This window comes from Pseudomonas sp. RSB 5.4, from assembly GCF_037126175.1.
Lineage (GTDB): Bacteria > Pseudomonadota > Gammaproteobacteria > Pseudomonadales > Pseudomonadaceae > Aquipseudomonas > Aquipseudomonas fluorescens_H.
Genome location: NZ_CP146986.1, coordinates 4,754,297 through 4,769,160 on the forward strand (window position 1 = coordinate 4,754,297; position 14,864 = coordinate 4,769,160).

The 14,864-nt window shown below is 62.3% G+C and carries 11 protein-coding genes; all 11 read left to right on the plus strand.

Features of this window, described 5'->3' with window-relative positions; all coding sequences use genetic code 11:
* Window positions 1–26 precede the first annotated feature (26 nt).
* The 11 genes from V9L13_RS21500 to V9L13_RS21550 all read left to right on the plus strand — a co-directional run bounded on the left by V9L13_RS21500 (window position 27) and on the right by V9L13_RS21550 (window position 14,849).
* Window positions 27–2,183, plus strand: coding sequence for a type I secretion system permease/ATPase (locus V9L13_RS21500; RefSeq protein WP_003220454.1), 2,157 nt, complete (start codon window positions 27–29; stop codon window positions 2,181–2,183).
* A complete protein-coding gene (locus V9L13_RS21505; protein ID WP_003220455.1) occupies window positions 2,173–3,540 on the plus strand; it encodes an HlyD family type I secretion periplasmic adaptor subunit in 1,368 nt (455 codons plus the stop codon). The genes V9L13_RS21500 and V9L13_RS21505 overlap by 11 nt, the downstream gene beginning before the upstream one ends.
* A 373-nt stretch (window positions 3,541–3,913) precedes the next feature.
* Window positions 3,914–4,810: a TauD/TfdA family dioxygenase gene (locus V9L13_RS21510; RefSeq protein ID WP_338800479.1), complete on the plus strand. Its 897-nt coding sequence runs from the start codon at window positions 3,914–3,916 to the stop codon at window positions 4,808–4,810.
* Between the two features lie 18 nt (window positions 4,811–4,828).
* The gene (locus V9L13_RS21515; protein ID WP_338800480.1) at window positions 4,829–5,854 is read left to right on the plus strand and encodes an ABC transporter substrate-binding protein; all 1,026 of its coding nucleotides are present in this window, start codon (window positions 4,829–4,831) and stop codon (window positions 5,852–5,854) included.
* 5 nt (window positions 5,855–5,859) lie between these two features.
* Window positions 5,860–6,720, plus strand: coding sequence for an ABC transporter ATP-binding protein (locus V9L13_RS21520; RefSeq protein ID WP_338800481.1), 861 nt, complete (start codon window positions 5,860–5,862; stop codon window positions 6,718–6,720).
* Window positions 6,721–6,740: 20 nt separating this feature from the next.
* Window positions 6,741–7,607 carry an ABC transporter permease gene (locus V9L13_RS21525; protein ID WP_338800482.1) on the plus strand — a complete coding sequence of 289 codons (867 nt, stop codon included), beginning with the start codon at window positions 6,741–6,743 and terminating at the stop codon, window positions 7,605–7,607.
* A gap of 174 nt (window positions 7,608–7,781) precedes the next feature.
* Complete coding sequence (locus tag V9L13_RS21530; RefSeq protein ID WP_103486188.1) at window positions 7,782–8,699, plus strand: LysR family transcriptional regulator; 918 nt, start codon at window positions 7,782–7,784, stop codon at window positions 8,697–8,699.
* Between the two features lie 213 nt (window positions 8,700–8,912).
* Window positions 8,913–10,451 (plus strand): MFS transporter, encoded by a 1,539-nt coding sequence (locus V9L13_RS21535; RefSeq protein ID WP_003220460.1) that lies wholly within the window; start codon window positions 8,913–8,915, stop codon window positions 10,449–10,451.
* 26 nt (window positions 10,452–10,477) lie between these two features.
* Entirely contained in the window at window positions 10,478–11,548 is a 1,071-nt protein-coding gene (locus V9L13_RS21540) for an HlyD family secretion protein (RefSeq protein ID WP_003220461.1), read from the plus strand.
* Window positions 11,545–13,092 (plus strand): efflux transporter outer membrane subunit, encoded by a 1,548-nt coding sequence (locus V9L13_RS21545; protein ID WP_338800483.1) that lies wholly within the window; start codon window positions 11,545–11,547, stop codon window positions 13,090–13,092. Before V9L13_RS21540 ends, V9L13_RS21545 begins: the two co-directional genes overlap by 4 nt.
* A 161-nt stretch (window positions 13,093–13,253) precedes the next feature.
* Entirely contained in the window at window positions 13,254–14,849 is a 1,596-nt protein-coding gene (locus V9L13_RS21550; protein WP_338800484.1) for a glycosyltransferase family 39 protein, read from the plus strand.
* Window positions 14,850–14,864: the final 15 nt, after the last annotated feature.

Here is a 14,864-nt window from a genome sequence, read left to right on the forward strand (position 1 = left end):
TTTTCAACTGTTAAAGAGTGTCGAGCGTGGAATCAGAAGTCAGTCGAGTTCATCTCAGTCATGATCCACGCGCGTTGCACGACGATCCGTTGCTGGATGGTCTGCTCGCCCTTTGCATGCTGCACCAGAAGCCCGCCAGCGCGGCGATGCTGACCACCGGCCTGCCGTTGCCCAAGCAGCGCCTGAGTGTCGAGCTGCTGCCGCGCGCAGCGGCTCGCGCCGGGCTGCAGGGCCGGGTGCTGCAGCGCAAGCTGGAAGAGATTCCGGCGATTGCCATGCCGGCGTTGTTGCTGCTCAAGGATGGCCGCAGCGCCGTCCTGCTCGGCTGGCAAGGCGAAAACGAAGCCCGGGTGCTGCTCAGCGAAAGTGATGGCGGCGAATCAGTGGTCAGCCGCGAACTGCTGGCCGACGACTACACCGGCAAAGTGTTTTTCGCCCAGCCGCAGCACAAATTCGACGTCAACCACGGCACGCTGATCCCGCGTGCGCGCTCGTGGTTTCGCGACACCCTCAAGCGTTCGCGCTGGTTGTATGCGGATGCGATTGCCGCCAGTTTCCTGATCAACATCATCGCCATGGCCGCGCCGCTGTTCGTGATGAACGTCTACGACCGCGTGGTGCCGAACCAGGCCGAAGCGACCCTCTGGGTGCTGGCGCTGGGCATCACTGGTGCCTACATTTTCGACCTGATTCTCAAGAGCCTGCGCAGCCTGTGCCTGGATCTGGCCGGCAAGAAAACCGACCTGATCATCTCCGCGACGCTGTTCGAGCGTATCGTCGGCATGGCCATGAAGTACCGCCCGGCCCGGGTCGGCAGCTTCGCCCAGAACATCCATGAATTTCAGAGCCTGCGCGACTTCCTCGCCTCGCTGACCCTGACCAGTCTGATCGACCTGCCGTTCACCATTCTGATCTTCATCGTCATCGCCATTCTCGGCGGTCATCTGGTGTGGATTCCGGTGCTGGCGTTCCCGATTGCCCTGTTGATCGGCTACGCGTTGCAGAAGCCGCTGGTCGCGACCATGGAACGCACCATGGCGCTGGGCGCCGAGCGTCAGTCGAGCCTGATCGAAACCCTCGCCGGCCTCGATGCGGTCAAGGTCAACAACGCCGAAAGCGAACGTCAGTACCAGTGGGAACAGACCATCGGCACCCTCAGCCGCCTCGAACTGCGGGTGAAAATGCTCTCCGGTCTGGCGATGAACATCACCTTGCTGATCCAGCAACTGGCCGGGGTGATCATGATCGTCTTCGGCGTGTACCAGATCATTGCCGGCAACCTGAGCATGGGCGGTCTGATTGCCTGCTACATGCTCAGCGGCCGCGCGCTCAGCCCGCTGGCGTCGCTGTCCGGTCTGTTGACCCGCTACCAGCAGGCGCGGGTGACCATGACTTCCGTCGACCAGATGATGGAGCTGCCGCAGGAGCGCAATTTCGAAGAACGTCCGCTGAGCCGCAAGGTGCTGCAGGGCGCGATCGAGTGCCGTCAGCTGAACTTCACCTATCCGGAGCAACAGAACCCGGCGCTGAAGAACATCAACCTGGTGATTCGTCCCGGCGAGAAGATCGGCATCATCGGCCGCAGCGGTTCGGGCAAGAGTTCGCTGGCGAAACTGCTGGTGGGCCTGTATCAGCCGGACGACGGTGCGTTGCTGGTGGACGGCGTGGACATCCGCCAGATCGACGTCAGCGAGCTGCGCTACAACATCGGCTACGTGCCGCAGGACATCCAGCTGCTGGCCGGCACCCTGCGTGACAACCTGGTCTCCGGCGCGCGTTACGTCGAAGACGAGTTGGTGCTGCAAGCCGCCGAACTGGCCGGCGTGCACGAATTCGCCCGCCTGCATCCGCAAGGCTACGAGCTGCAAGTCGGCGAGCGCGGGCAGAACCTGTCCGGCGGCCAGCGGCAGAACGTTGCACTGGCCCGGGCGCTGCTGCTCAACCCGCCGATCCTGCTGCTCGACGAACCGACCAGCGCCATGGACAACACCGGCGAAGAACGCCTCAAGCAACGTCTGGCTGCCGTGGTTGAAAACAAGACCGTGGTGCTGGTGACGCACCGGGCCTCGCTGCTGTCGCTGGTCGACCGCCTGCTGGTGGTCGACCGTGGACAGATTCTCGCCGATGGCCCGAAAGCCGCCGTGATGGAAGCGTTGAAGAAGGGGCAGATCAGTGTTGCTTAAGTCGGGTGTCAAAGAGTCGATCCGTCGCTACTTCAAGGGTTCTGCCTCGCTGCAGGGCCAGCCGCTGCCGGAGGTCAACAAAGCGCTGATCGAGGACGCCCCGCGCGTCGTGCGCCTGACCATCTGGGCAATCATCGGCTTCTTCCTGTTCCTGCTGCTGTGGGCCAACTTCGCCGTGATCGACGAAGTGACCAAGGGCGACGGCAAGGCGATTCCATCGTCGAAGATCCAGAAAATCCAGAACCTGGAGGGCGGGATTGTCTCGGAAATGTTCGTCAAGGAAGGTCAGATCGTCGAGGCCGGCGCGCCGCTGATTCGCCTCGACGACACGCGATTTGCTTCCAACGTCGGCGAAACCGAAGCCGATCGGCTGTCGATGCTGCTGCGCGTCGAACGCCTGAGCGCCGAGGTCGATGACCGTCCGCTGAATTTCCCGGACGACGTGCTCAAAGCCGTACCGGGTCAGGCGAAAAGCGAAGAATCGTTGTACATCAGCCGTCGTCAGCAATTGCACGACGAGATTGGCGGTTTGCAGGAACAGCTGATTCAGCGTCAGCAAGAGCTGCGCGAATTCACCTCCAAGCAGGCGCAATATCGCCAGCAACTGGGCCTGCAACGCCAGGAAATCAACATGTCCGAGCCGCTGGTGGCGCAGGGCGCGGTGTCGCCGGTGGAAGTGCTGCGACTCAAGCGTGCCGAAGTCGAAACCCGCGGTCAGCTCGACGCCACCACGCTGGCGATTCCGCGCGCCGAATCGGCCATCAAGGAAGTCCAGCGCAAGATCGACGAGACTCGCGGCAAATTTCGCAGCGATGCGCTGACCCAGCTCAACGAAGCCCGCACCGACCTGAACAAGGCCCAGGCCACCGGCAAGGCCCTGGAAGACCGGGTCAGCCGGACGCTGGTCACCTCGCCGGTACGCGGGATCGTCAACAAGTTGCTGGTCAACACCATCGGCGGCGTGATCCAGCCGGGCAGCGACATGGTGGAAATCGTGCCGCTGGATGACACCTTGCTGGTCGAAGCCAAGATCCGTCCGCAGGACATTGCGTTCCTGCATCCGGGGCAGGAAGCGATCGTCAAATTCACCGCGTACGACTACACCATTTATGGCGGGCTGAAAGCCAAACTGGAGCAGATCGGTGCCGACACCATCACCGACGAAGACAAGAAAACCACTTACTACATCATCAAGGTCCGCACCGAGCGCAGCCACCTGGGCACTGATGAAAAACCGCTGCTGATCATTCCGGGGATGGTGGCGTCGGTGGATATCATCACCGGCAAGAAGTCGGTGCTGAGTTATTTGCTCAAGCCGATCATTCGGGCGCGGGCTGAGGCGTTGCACGAGCGGTAGGTCTTCAGCGCGGCATATGGCCCCTTCGCGAGCAAGCCCGCTCCCACATTTGATCTTCAGTGGACACAAGTTCTGTGTTCGACCGAGATCCACTGTGGGAGCGGGCTTGCTCGCGAAGGGGCCAGCAAAATCACCACATCCCTGTCAGTAAGTGACACAAATCGTCATTCACCATCCAGTCCATTCCTCACCATCCGCCATATCGTTATTCATTAACGGTATTTAATTTCCTGTTCTTATAGCTTTAAAGTCAGCCACCTGCGTACCTGCCGACCAATCGGCGCGCCGCACGACCTGAACCAACACGCAATCCAGCGTGAGTTTCTGATCGACGTGCGCGCCTGTGAGCGCGCCGTGCGTGGGAGATTGAAAGATGTCCGCAGCTACTGCCACCCCAAGCGCCGCGACTGCCGCGCCGCAAAGCTTTGAAATTCGCCCGTTCAGCGGTGCCGTTGGTGCCGAGATCATCGGCCTGGACCTGACCCGGCCGGTCAACGACCAGGACTTCGCCCGCATTCACCGTGCGCACCTGGATCACCACGTTGTGGTGTTCCGCGACCAGCGCATCACCCCGCAACAGCAGATCGATTTCAGCCGCCGCTTCGGCGTGTTGCAGATTCACGTGCTCAAGCAGTTCCTGCTGGCCAATCACCCGGAAATTCTCATCGTTTCCAACATCGTCGAGAACGGCCAGAACATCGGCCTCGGCGACGCCGGCAAGTTCTGGCACTCCGACCTTTCCTATAAAGAACTGCCGAGCCTCGGCTCGATGCTGCACGCGCAGGAGCTGCCCTCCGAGGGCGGCGACACGCTGTTCGCCGACATGCACAAAGCCTGGGACAACCTGCCGCAAGCGCTGCGCAAAGCCGTGGAAGGCCGCTCGGCCGCGCATTCCTACACCGCGCGCTACAGCGAGAGCAAATTCGAAGGCAACTGGCGCCCGACCCTGACCCCGGAGCAACTGGCGCAGGTCGCCGAAGTGGTGCACCCGATCGTTCGCACCCATCCGGAAAACGGCCGCAAGGCGTTGTTCGTCAGCGAAGGCTTCACCACCCGAATCGTCGGCCTGCCGGAGGACGAGAGCCAGCAACTGCTGGCCGAGCTCTACGCCCACAGCGTGTTGCCGCAAAACATCTACCGCCATCAGTGGCAGCCCCACGACATGGTGTTCTGGGACAACCGTTCGCTGATCCACCTCGCCGCTGGCTGCCCCGCGCACCTGCGCCGCAAGCTGTATCGCACGACCATCCAGGGCGACGCGCCTTTCTGATTTGCCGGAGATTCGATCATGTCCAAACGTCTTCCATTTGCACCGCTGGCGGCGGCCATTGGCCTCGGTTGCAGCCTGATCGCCGGCAGCCTGGTGGCGCCGACCACGGCCCACGCCGAAGGTGAAATCCGCATCGCCGAACAGTTCGGGATTGTCTATCTATTGCTCAACGTGGTGCGCGATCAGGGCCTGATCGAGAAGTACGGCAAGCAGGAAGGCCTCGACATCAAGGTCGACTGGACGCAGCTCTCGGGCGGCGCCGCGGTCAACGATGCGCTGTTGTCAGGCTCCATCGACATTGCCGGTGCCGGCGTCGGCCCGCTGCTGACCATCTGGGATCGCACCCACGGCAAGCAGAACGTCAAGGCCGTGGCCTCGCTCGGCAACTTCCCGTACTACCTGGTCAGCAACAATCCCAAGGTCAAAACCATTGCCGATTTCACCGAGAAGGACCGCATCGCGGTGCCGGCGGTGGGCGTTTCGGTGCAGTCGCGTTTCCTGCAATACGCCGCGGCCAAGCAGTGGGGTGACAAGGAATTCAATCGCCTCGACAAATACACCATCGCCGTTCCGCACCCGGATGCGACCGCTGCGTTGATCGCCGGCGGCACCGAACTGACCGGGCATTTCTCCAACCCGCCGTTCCAGGATCAGGCGCTGCAGAACCCGAACGTGCACGTGGTGCTCAACTCCTACGATATCCTCGGCCCGAACTCGCCGACGGTGCTGTTCGCCACCGAGAAATTCCGCAACGACAATCCGAAAACCTACAAAGCCTTCGTCGAAGCGCTGACCGAAGCCGCGCAATTTGCGCAGAACGATAAGGGCGCGGCGGCGGACACGTATATTCGCGTGACCAAGGCCAAGATCGACCGCGCCGAGTTGCTGAAAATCATCGACAACCCGCAATTCGAATTCAGCGTCACGCCGAAAAATACTTATCCACTGGCCGAATTCCTCTACCGCGTCGGAGCGATCAAAAACAAACCGGAATCGTGGAAGGACTACTTCTTCCAGGACGCCAAACCGCTGCAAGGGAGCTGATCGAGATGAACGCCCCCTTGCAAGGCCACGCGGCCAGCAACCCGATCGCCAGCAGCCAGGCGCTGCTGGCGGTTGACCAAGTCAGCCTTGAATACCGCACCCCGCAACGGGTGGTACGAGCAACCCATCAAGTCAGTTTCGAGGTCGATCCGGCGGACCGCTTCGTCCTGCTCGGCCCGTCCGGCTGCGGCAAATCCACCTTGCTCAAAGCGGTTGCCGGATTCATTGCGCCGTGCGAAGGCGAGATCCGCCTGCAAGGCCAGCGCGTCGATGCGCCGGGTCCGGACCGGATCGTGGTGTTCCAGGAGTTCGATCAACTGCCGCCGTGGAAAACCGTCAAACAGAACGTGATGTTTCCGCTGCTCGCCTCGCGAACCTTGAACAAAAAAGACGCCGAAGAACGCGCGTTGCACTATCTGGAAAAGGTCGGGCTGGCGGCGTTCGCCGATGCGTATCCCCACACCCTGTCCGGCGGCATGAAGGCGCGGGTGGCGATTGCCCGGGCGCTGGCGATGCAGCCGAAAATCCTCTTGATGGACGAGCCGTTCGCCGCGCTGGACGCGCTGACCCGGCGCAAGATGCAGGAAGAATTGCTGCTGCTCTGGGAGGAGGTGCGCTTCACCTTGCTGTTCGTCACCCACTCGATCGAAGAGGCGCTGGTGGTCGGTAACCGCATCCTGCTGCTGTCGCCACACCCGGGGCGGGTACGCGCTGAAGTGCACAGCCATCAATACGATCTGCAAAGCCTCGGCGGCGTGGCGTTTCAGGAGTCGGCGCGACGCATTCACCGTTTGCTGTTCGATGAAGGCCAGTCGCCGGAAACCGAGCGCGAGCACGATTTCAACGACATTCGTATCGCTTATTGAGCGTTCTGGAGGATTGCCCGATGAGCCAACCATCGTCTGTACGACAAGAGTTTGAAACCGTCCTTGAACCATTGACCAGCGTACCGCTCGAGCGCGAATTGCCTCTAGGCCAACGCCTGTGGCAACAGGGCTGGTTGCGCAAGAGTGTGATCCTGATTCTGCTGGCGATCCTCTGGGAAGTGATCGCCCGGGTGCAGAACAACGACTTGCTGCTGCCGAGTTTTCTGCAGACCAGTCATGCCTTGTATGACGGCCTGCTCAGCGGCGAGTTGCTGGGCAAGGTGTGGATATCGTTGGTAGTGCTGATCAAGGGTTACCTGATCGGCATCGTGCTGGCATTCGCCCTGACCACGCTGGCGGTATCGACGCAGTTCGGTCGCGACCTGCTGAGCACCCTGACCTCGATGTTCAACCCGCTGCCGGCGATTGCCTTGCTGCCGCTGGCCTTGCTCTGGTTCGGGCTGGGGCAGAACAGCCTGATTTTCGTGCTGGTGCATTCGGTGTTGTGGGCGCTGGCGCTGAACACTTACGCCGGCTTTCTCGGCGTTTCGGAAACCTTGCGCATGGCCGGGCGCAATTACGGGCTGAAGGGCATGCGTTTTGTGTTGTTCATCCTGATTCCGGCAGCGCTGCCGTCGATCCTCGCCGGGCTGAAAATCGGCTGGGCGTTTGCCTGGCGCACGCTGATCGCCGCCGAACTGGTGTTCGGCGCCACCAGCGGCAAGGGCGGGTTGGGCTGGTACATCTTCCAGAACCGCAACGAGCTGTACACCGACAAGGTGTTCGCCGGGTTGGCGGTGGTGATCCTGATCGGGTTGCTGGTGGAGAATCTGGTGTTCGAAACGCTGGAGCGGGTGACCGTCAAGCGCTGGGGCATGCAGCGGTAATTTGTGTTGTTCCCCCTGGCCCCTTCGCGAGCAAGCCCGCTCCCACATTTTGGAATGCGTTTTCCCTGTGGGAGCGGGCTTGCTCGCGAAGGCGTCGGTGCATGCGCCACCGGTTTCAAGGATGTTTGCTAGCATTGCACCCAGATCAATCCAGATCAGCCACGAGTGCTCTGCATGCAACTCCCGGACATGAACCTTCTGGTCGCCCTCGACGCCTTGCTCGACGAGGGCAGTGTGGTTGGCGCCGCGCGGCGGATGAACCTCAGCCCCGCTGCCATGAGCCGCACGCTGACGCGAATCCGCGAGGCGATCGGCGATCCGATCCTGGTGCGCGCCGGTCGCGGCCTGGTGCCAACCCCCAAGGCGTTGGAACTGCGCGAGCAAGTGCGCGATGTGGTCGAGCAGGCGGCGCTGCTGTTTCGCTCCGCCGACAGCGTGGATCTGGGCACGTTGCGCCGGCGCTTCAGCATCCGCGCCAACGATTTTTTCATCGGCGTGTATGGCGGCAAGCTGTTCGATACCCTCGACCAGCAGGCGCCGCACTGCGAGTTGCGCTTCGTCCCCGAGGGCGATGGTGACGACGAAGCGCTGCGCGAAGGACGGATTGATCTGAGTGTCAGCAACACCCGTCCGGTGTCCCCGGAGGTCAAAGTGCAGAACCTGTTTTCCACGCATTTCGTCGGTCTGGTGCGGGAAGATCATCCGTTGCTCGACGGCGAGATCACCGCCGAGCGTTATGCCGGTTACTCGCATATCAGCATGTCGCGCCGCGGCATTGCTCGCGGCCCCATCGACACCGCGCTGAATGCACTGGGCCTGGAGCGGCGGGTGGCGGTGATCGCGCCAAGTTTCCACGCGGCGATGTTTGCCTTGCCGGATTCCGACCTGATCCTGCCGGTGCCCAAGGAAGCATTGCTCAGCGTGCGCCGATTGGGCCTGAAGCTGCGCTCGTTCAATCTGCCGATTCCGTTGCCGACGCTGATGCTGACCCAGGCCTGGCATCCGCGCTTCGACAAGGACCCGGCGCACCGCTGGCTGCGTGAAACGCTCAAGGCGTGTTGTGACGAAACCTGGCTGGCTGCACAGCCCTGACACCGAATCAATGTAGGAGGGGGCTTGCTCCCGAAGGCGTCGTGTCAGGCAATGCATAGGGTGAATGACCCACCGCTTTCGCGAGCAAGCCCGCTCCCACGTTGGATATTCATTGCTGCACTGAGCGCACTTATAACCTGCCAATAAGTCAATTTTCGTCAGCAGTAAGCCTTACTAAAATGCTCCGGTATTTTTCCTCCGGAGTTTGAATCCATGACATCCCTGTCGGTCCCGGCGCCCCTCGCTGCGGCCAGTCCGGCGACGGCGGCCGCGCCACCGGTATTCGGGGCGCGGATCATCACGGGCCTGGTCGGCGTGCTGCTGGCGGTGCTGGTCTCGGGCCTCAACGAGATGGTGACCAAGGTCGCGCTGGCCGACATCCGTGGCGCGCTGCACATCGGTTACGACGAAGGCACGTGGCTGGTTGCCTGCTACACCGCGACCTCGGTCGCCGCGATGGCATTCGCCCCTTGGTGCTCGGTGACCTTTTCGCTGCGTCGTTTCACCCTCTGCATGATCAGCGTCTTTACCCTGCTCGGCGTGCTGTGCCCGTTCGCCCCGAATTACGAAAGCCTGCTGCTGATGCGCACCCTGCAAGGTCTGGCCGGCGGCGCGTTGCCGCCGATGCTGATGACCGTCGCCCTGCGTTTTCTGCCGGCCAACTTCAAGCTCTATGGTTTGGCCGGTTATGCGTTGACGGCGACTTTCGGCCCGGGCCTCGGCACACCGCTGGCCGGGCTGTGGAGCGAGTATGTCGGCTGGCAATGGACGTTCTGGCAAATCATCGTGCCGTGCCTGATCGCCATGGCGATGGTCGCTTGGGGGATTCCGCAGGATCCGCTGCGCCTGGAACGCCTCAAGACCTTCAACTGGAAAGGCCTGCTGCTGGGCTTTCCAGCGATCTGCATGCTGGTGATCGGCTTGCTGCAAGGCAATCGGCTGGACTGGTTCGAGTCGAGCCTGATCTGCGGTTTGCTCGGCGCCGGCTCGCTGTTGCTGGTGGCGTTTCTGATCAATGAGTGGTCGCAGCCGATTCCGTTCTTCAAGTTGCAGATGCTCGGCATCCGCAACCTGGCGTTCGCGCTGATGACCCTGGCCGGGGTGCTGGTGGTGTTGCAGGCGGTGGTGCTGATTCCATCGAGCTATCTGGCGCAGGTCCAGGGTTATCGCCCGGTGCAGACTGCGCCGATCATGCTGATCGCCGCGTTGCCGCAGTTGATCGCGCTGCCGCTGGTGGCGGCGCTGTGCAACCTGCGCTGGGTCGATTGCCGTTGGGTGCTCGGGATCGGTTTGAGCATGTTGACCCTGTCCTGCCTGGGCGGCTCGCTGCTGACCTCGGAGTGGATCCGCGACAATTTCTACGTCCTGCAATGGCTGCAGATTTTCGGTCAGCCGATGTCGGTGCTGCCGTTGTTGATGCTCTCGACCGGCAGCATCCAGCCGCAGGACGGGCCGTTTGCCTCGGCGTGGTTCAACACGGTGAAAGGTCTGGCGGCGGTGATCGCCACCGGAGTCATTGAGGCGCTGACCACCGCGCGCCTGCATTTCCACTCGACCATGTTGATCGACAGCCTCGGCAATTCACCGTTGGCCGATCGCAGCGATCCGGGCCTCGCCCATCGCCTGCACGAACAGGCCGTGGTGCTGACGTCCTCTGATCTCTATGTGTGCATGGCCGGCGTCGCGGTGGCGCTGATCCTGCTGATTTTCTGGCTGCCGACGCGGATCTTTCCGCCCCGTGCGCCGACCTGATTGCTTCACTGATACCGAAGGTTTTTATGACGACTCAAGCAAAGCAAAAACTCGCGGTGGCCGTGGCGGCCGCACTGGCTGTCGGCGTGTTGCTGTACCTGGCGGTGCCGGGACTGTTCGGCAAGCGCACCCAGCAAAACACCAACGATGCGTTTGTTTCCGCCGACTTCACCCTGGTGGTGCCGCGCGTGGCCGGATTCATCAAGGAAGTGCTGGTGGAAGACAACCAGCAGGTCAAGGCCGGGCAACTGCTGGCGCTGATCGATGATCGCGATTTGCGCGCCGCCGCTGAAGCGGCCGATGCGCAAACCCTGGTCGCCCGCGCTCAGCTGCAAAACGCCAAGGCCACGCTGGAGCGGCAGACGTCGGTGATTGCTCAGGCGCAGGCCTCGGTGGTCTCGGCCAAGGCAGAAATGGCGTTCGCCCAGCAGGAGCTCAATCGTTACAACCACCTCGCTGGCGTGGGTGCCGGCACGGTGCAGAACGCGCAACAGGCCCGCACGCGTATTGATCAGGCAACCGCTCGGCTCGATACCGCCAGCGCGAAGCTCGCGGCTGAACGCAAGCAGGTCGAGATTCTCACGGCGCAGCGCGATGCCGCCGAAGGCAATCTGAAGCACGCGCAAGCGGCGCTGGAAATCGCCAGTTTCGAGCTGTCCTACACCCGGATCACCGCGCCGCAGGACGGCATGATCGGCGAGCGTGCTGTGCGCGTCGGCGCTTATGTCACGCCGGGCAGCAAGCTGCTGGCGGTGGTGCCGTTGAAGCAGGCGTATGTGGTTGCCAACTTCCAGGAAACCCAACTGACGGACGTGCAGCCGGGCCAGCACGTGCAGGTGCGCGTCGACAGCCTCGGCGGCGAGGCCTTGAGCGGTCGCGTCGAAAGCATCGCCCCGGCGACTGGCGTGACATTCGCCGCGGTGAAACCGGACAACGCCACGGGTAACTTCACCAAGGTCGTGCAGCGGATTCCGGTGAAGATCGTGCTTGAACCGGGTCAGCCGTTGGCCGAGCGTTTGCGTGTGGGCATGTCGGTGGAGGCGAGTATCGATACTCGCCGTTCGGCGTCAGCGGAACGTGAGGTGACTCAGCGATGAACAGTTTTGATAGAACTGACGCCTTCGCGAGCAAGCCCGCTCCCACCGGGGGAACGCATTACCCAATGTGGGAGCGGGCTTGCTCGCGAAGAGGCCAGTGGCAGCAACTCACCCTCGGTACATTGCTCGCTATTGGCCTCAGCGCCTGCACCGTCGGCCCCGACTTCCAGAAGCCCGAAGCCGCACAAATAACCGACTGGGCCAAACCCGCCAAGTCCGCCCCCAGTCAAGCCGTCAGCGAACCCCTGAACGAACGCTGGTGGGAGGTTTTCCACGACCCGCAGCTCTCGGCCCTCACCCAGCGTGCAATCAAGAGCAACCTCGACCTGCAACTGGCCAGCAGCCGTCTGCAACAAAGCCGTGCCGCACGTCAGGTAATCACCGCTGATCGCTATCCGTCGACGGCAGCCACCGGCAGCTACGCACGCGAACGCAACAGCGGCAAAGGCTTGAGCGACCCGTCCGGGCACAACGGCGATTCCGCCTTCAACCTGTGGGACGCCGGTTTCTCCGCTTCCTGGGAACTGGATTTCTGGGGCCGTGTGCGCCGCGAAACCGAAGCCGCCGATGCCAACCTCGAAGTCGCTGAAAACGACCGGCGCGGTGTGCTTCTGGCAGTGCTCGCCGACACCGCGCAGAACTACATCCAGCTGCGTGGCGTGCAGAACACTCGCGCGGTCACCGAGCAGAACCTCGATGTTGCCCGGCACAGCCTCAAGCTCTCGCAATTGCGCCTGAACGATGGTGTGGCGACCGATCTCGACGTCGCCGAAGCCGCCGCGCAGGTCTCCGCCATCGAATCGCGTCTGCCGGCGCTCGAGCAGCGTCAATCGCAGTTGATCAACGCGATCAGCCTGCTGATGGGCGAGCCGCCGCAAGCCCTGGCCAAAGAGTTATCCACAGACGGTGCGGTGCCGCAGTCACCGTTGCAAGTCGCCATCGGCCTGCCATCGCAACTGGCCGAACGCCGTCCGGATATCCGTCAGGCCGAAGCGCGCCTGCACGCCGCCACCGCCAACATCGGCGTGGCCAAGGGCGACTTCTATCCGCGCATCACCCTGTCCGGCAACCTCGGATCGCAAGCGATGCAACTGAGCGACTTCGGCTCCTGGGGTTCACGTGCATTCGGCATCGGCCCGCAATTCAGCCTGCCGTTGTTCGACGGCGGACGCCTGCGCGGCATGCTGCAACTGCGCGAAGCCCAGCAACAGGAAGCGGGCATCGCCTATCAGCAGACCGTGCTGCGCGCCTGGCATGAAATCGACGATCAATTGACCGCCTACAACGCCAGCCAGCGTCGCCGCGACAGCCTCGCCGAAGCCGTACGGCAGAACCAGATCGCCCTGCGCACCGCGCAACAGCAATATGTCGAGGGCGCGGTCGATTTCGTCAACGTCCTCACCGTGCAAAGTGCGTTGCTGGCGACGCAGGAGCAGTGGGTGGAGAGTTCGACCGGCGTTTCGCTGGCGATGGTCGGGTTGTACCGGGCGTTGGGCGGGGGCTGGGAGTCGGTGTATCCGGCGGAGGGGATGGCGCAACGCTGATGGCGTGAACTGAAAATGCCGAGGGCTGTTTGGGATTGTCCAAGGTGCCGGATGTCGTGAAACCGCACACCGCCATCGACGGCCCTCCCGTGGCTGACCTAAAGTGACGGTCAGGTTCGGAGCCTTCCGTTCGCGATATTCCGGCACAGCAAGAGGATGCAATGGCGGCACACAGAGAAACGCCGGTTGGCGACACGCAGGATCCGCGTGCGGTACCGGGGGCATGGCTGGTTGCCTTGCGCTTGATTCGTTGGGCCAGAGAACACTGGCTGTTACCGATCATGCTGCTGGCGGCGGTGGTGCGTTTTTACGACCTGACGGCGGCAGCGATCTGGTTCGATGAGGGCTCCAGCGTCCTGCTGAGCCAGTTTTCGCTGACTGAAATCTGGGGGCGTGCAGCCCACGACGTGCACCCGCCGTTGTATTTCCTGTTGCTGCATGGCTGGATCGGGCTGTTCGGCGACGGCATCTTGTCCATTCGCATGATGAGTGCGCTGCCGGGGATCATTACCGTCGGTCTCGGTGTGTGGCTGGTGGATCTGCTCGCCACCCGCCGCGCCGCGCTGCTGGCCGGGCTGCTGCTGGCGCTGTTGCCCACGGCCGTGCGCTACAGCCAGGAAGTGCGCATGTATTCGCTGCTCGGCATGTGGCTGATCGCGGCGACCATTGCGTTGGTCTATTGGGTTCGGCAGCCTCGGCGGCATCGCTACCTGGTGGCCTACGCGCTGCTGATGACGGCGGCGTTTTATACCCATTACTTCACCGTGCTCTGCGTGATCAGCCACTGGCTGTACCTGGCGGCAGTGCGCGTGCAGCCGGGGTATCGGCTGCGGCATATCCAGCGACCGGCGTGGTGGCTGGCGAATCTGGTCATTGCGTTGCTGTACCTGCCGTGGGTGCCCAATCTGCTGGATCTGCTGCAACACATCCCGGAACTCAAGGCCAGTAATGACATTGGCTGGGAAGATCCGGTCACCCTCAGCTCACTGCCGTCGATGGTCTGGTCGCTGCTGATTCAAGACGATGGCATGACCCTGCCGGGTTGGCTGTTTTTGCTCTTGCCATCGGCGCTGGTGGCAGTGATCGGGGTTGCCCTGCTACGTGATCGCAGCGTATTTCGCGGCAGCTTGCTGCTGCTGTTCTACAGCGTGTTGCCGATTCTGCTGGTGTTTGGCGTGTCGTTCATCTCACCGGTGTTCATCGAACGTTATGTGACGGCCTATGCGCTGGGGCTGCCGATGCTGGTGGCGCTGGCGGTCGATCGGCTGTACACAGGTTCTCGCGTGCTGGCGCTGGCGATTCTGGTGTTGTTCGTTGGGGTCGAACTGGTGGGTGTGAAGAACAACGCCACGGTCGACAGCAACGATCAGTTCAGCGTGGTTGTCGATTACGTCAACCGGCACTTCGTTGAGGGTGACCGGATCGTTACCAGCGACATGATGTGGTACCTCAGTTACATCTACTACAACCGCACCGACGCACAGGTTCGTTTGTACACGCCACCGGCGGCGGACGGACGCTCCACGCGGCCCAATGCTTACGGGTTCGGCACGCTGGTCAGCGAAAATGTTTATCTCGACCAACTCGGCGATTTGTCCAAGGTTGGCGCTCGGGTATGGTTGATCGGCACCCTGGACGAACCCACTGACTTTGCGGCGTTGCCCGAAGGCTGGCAGCGGCAAAGCGATGTGCATGCGGCCGGCGCTTTTGCACGCTTGTACGTGATGGCGACTGGCGCCGACAAACCGGGTGGGTGACCGCCAATCTGCGTA

What these genes read in the sequence shown, in the direction of transcription:
- V9L13_RS21510 (WP_338800479.1), top strand. Translation starts at nt 3,914, where the DNA reads ATGTCCGCAGCTACTGCCACCCCAAGCGCCGCGACTGCCGCGCCGCAA.
- V9L13_RS21515 (WP_338800480.1), top strand. Translation starts at nt 4,829, where the DNA reads ATGTCCAAACGTCTTCCATTTGCACCGCTGGCGGCGGCCATTGGCCTC.
- V9L13_RS21520 (WP_338800481.1), top strand. Translation starts at nt 5,860, where the DNA reads ATGAACGCCCCCTTGCAAGGCCACGCGGCCAGCAACCCGATCGCCAGC.
- V9L13_RS21525 (WP_338800482.1), top strand. Translation starts at nt 6,741, where the DNA reads ATGAGCCAACCATCGTCTGTACGACAAGAGTTTGAAACCGTCCTTGAA.
- V9L13_RS21530 (WP_103486188.1), top strand. Translation starts at nt 7,782, where the DNA reads ATGCAACTCCCGGACATGAACCTTCTGGTCGCCCTCGACGCCTTGCTC.
- V9L13_RS21535 (WP_003220460.1), top strand. Translation starts at nt 8,913, where the DNA reads ATGACATCCCTGTCGGTCCCGGCGCCCCTCGCTGCGGCCAGTCCGGCG.
- V9L13_RS21540 (WP_003220461.1), top strand. Translation starts at nt 10,478, where the DNA reads ATGACGACTCAAGCAAAGCAAAAACTCGCGGTGGCCGTGGCGGCCGCA.
- V9L13_RS21545 (WP_338800483.1), top strand. Translation starts at nt 11,545, where the DNA reads ATGAACAGTTTTGATAGAACTGACGCCTTCGCGAGCAAGCCCGCTCCC.
- V9L13_RS21550 (WP_338800484.1), top strand. Translation starts at nt 13,254, where the DNA reads ATGGCGGCACACAGAGAAACGCCGGTTGGCGACACGCAGGATCCGCGT.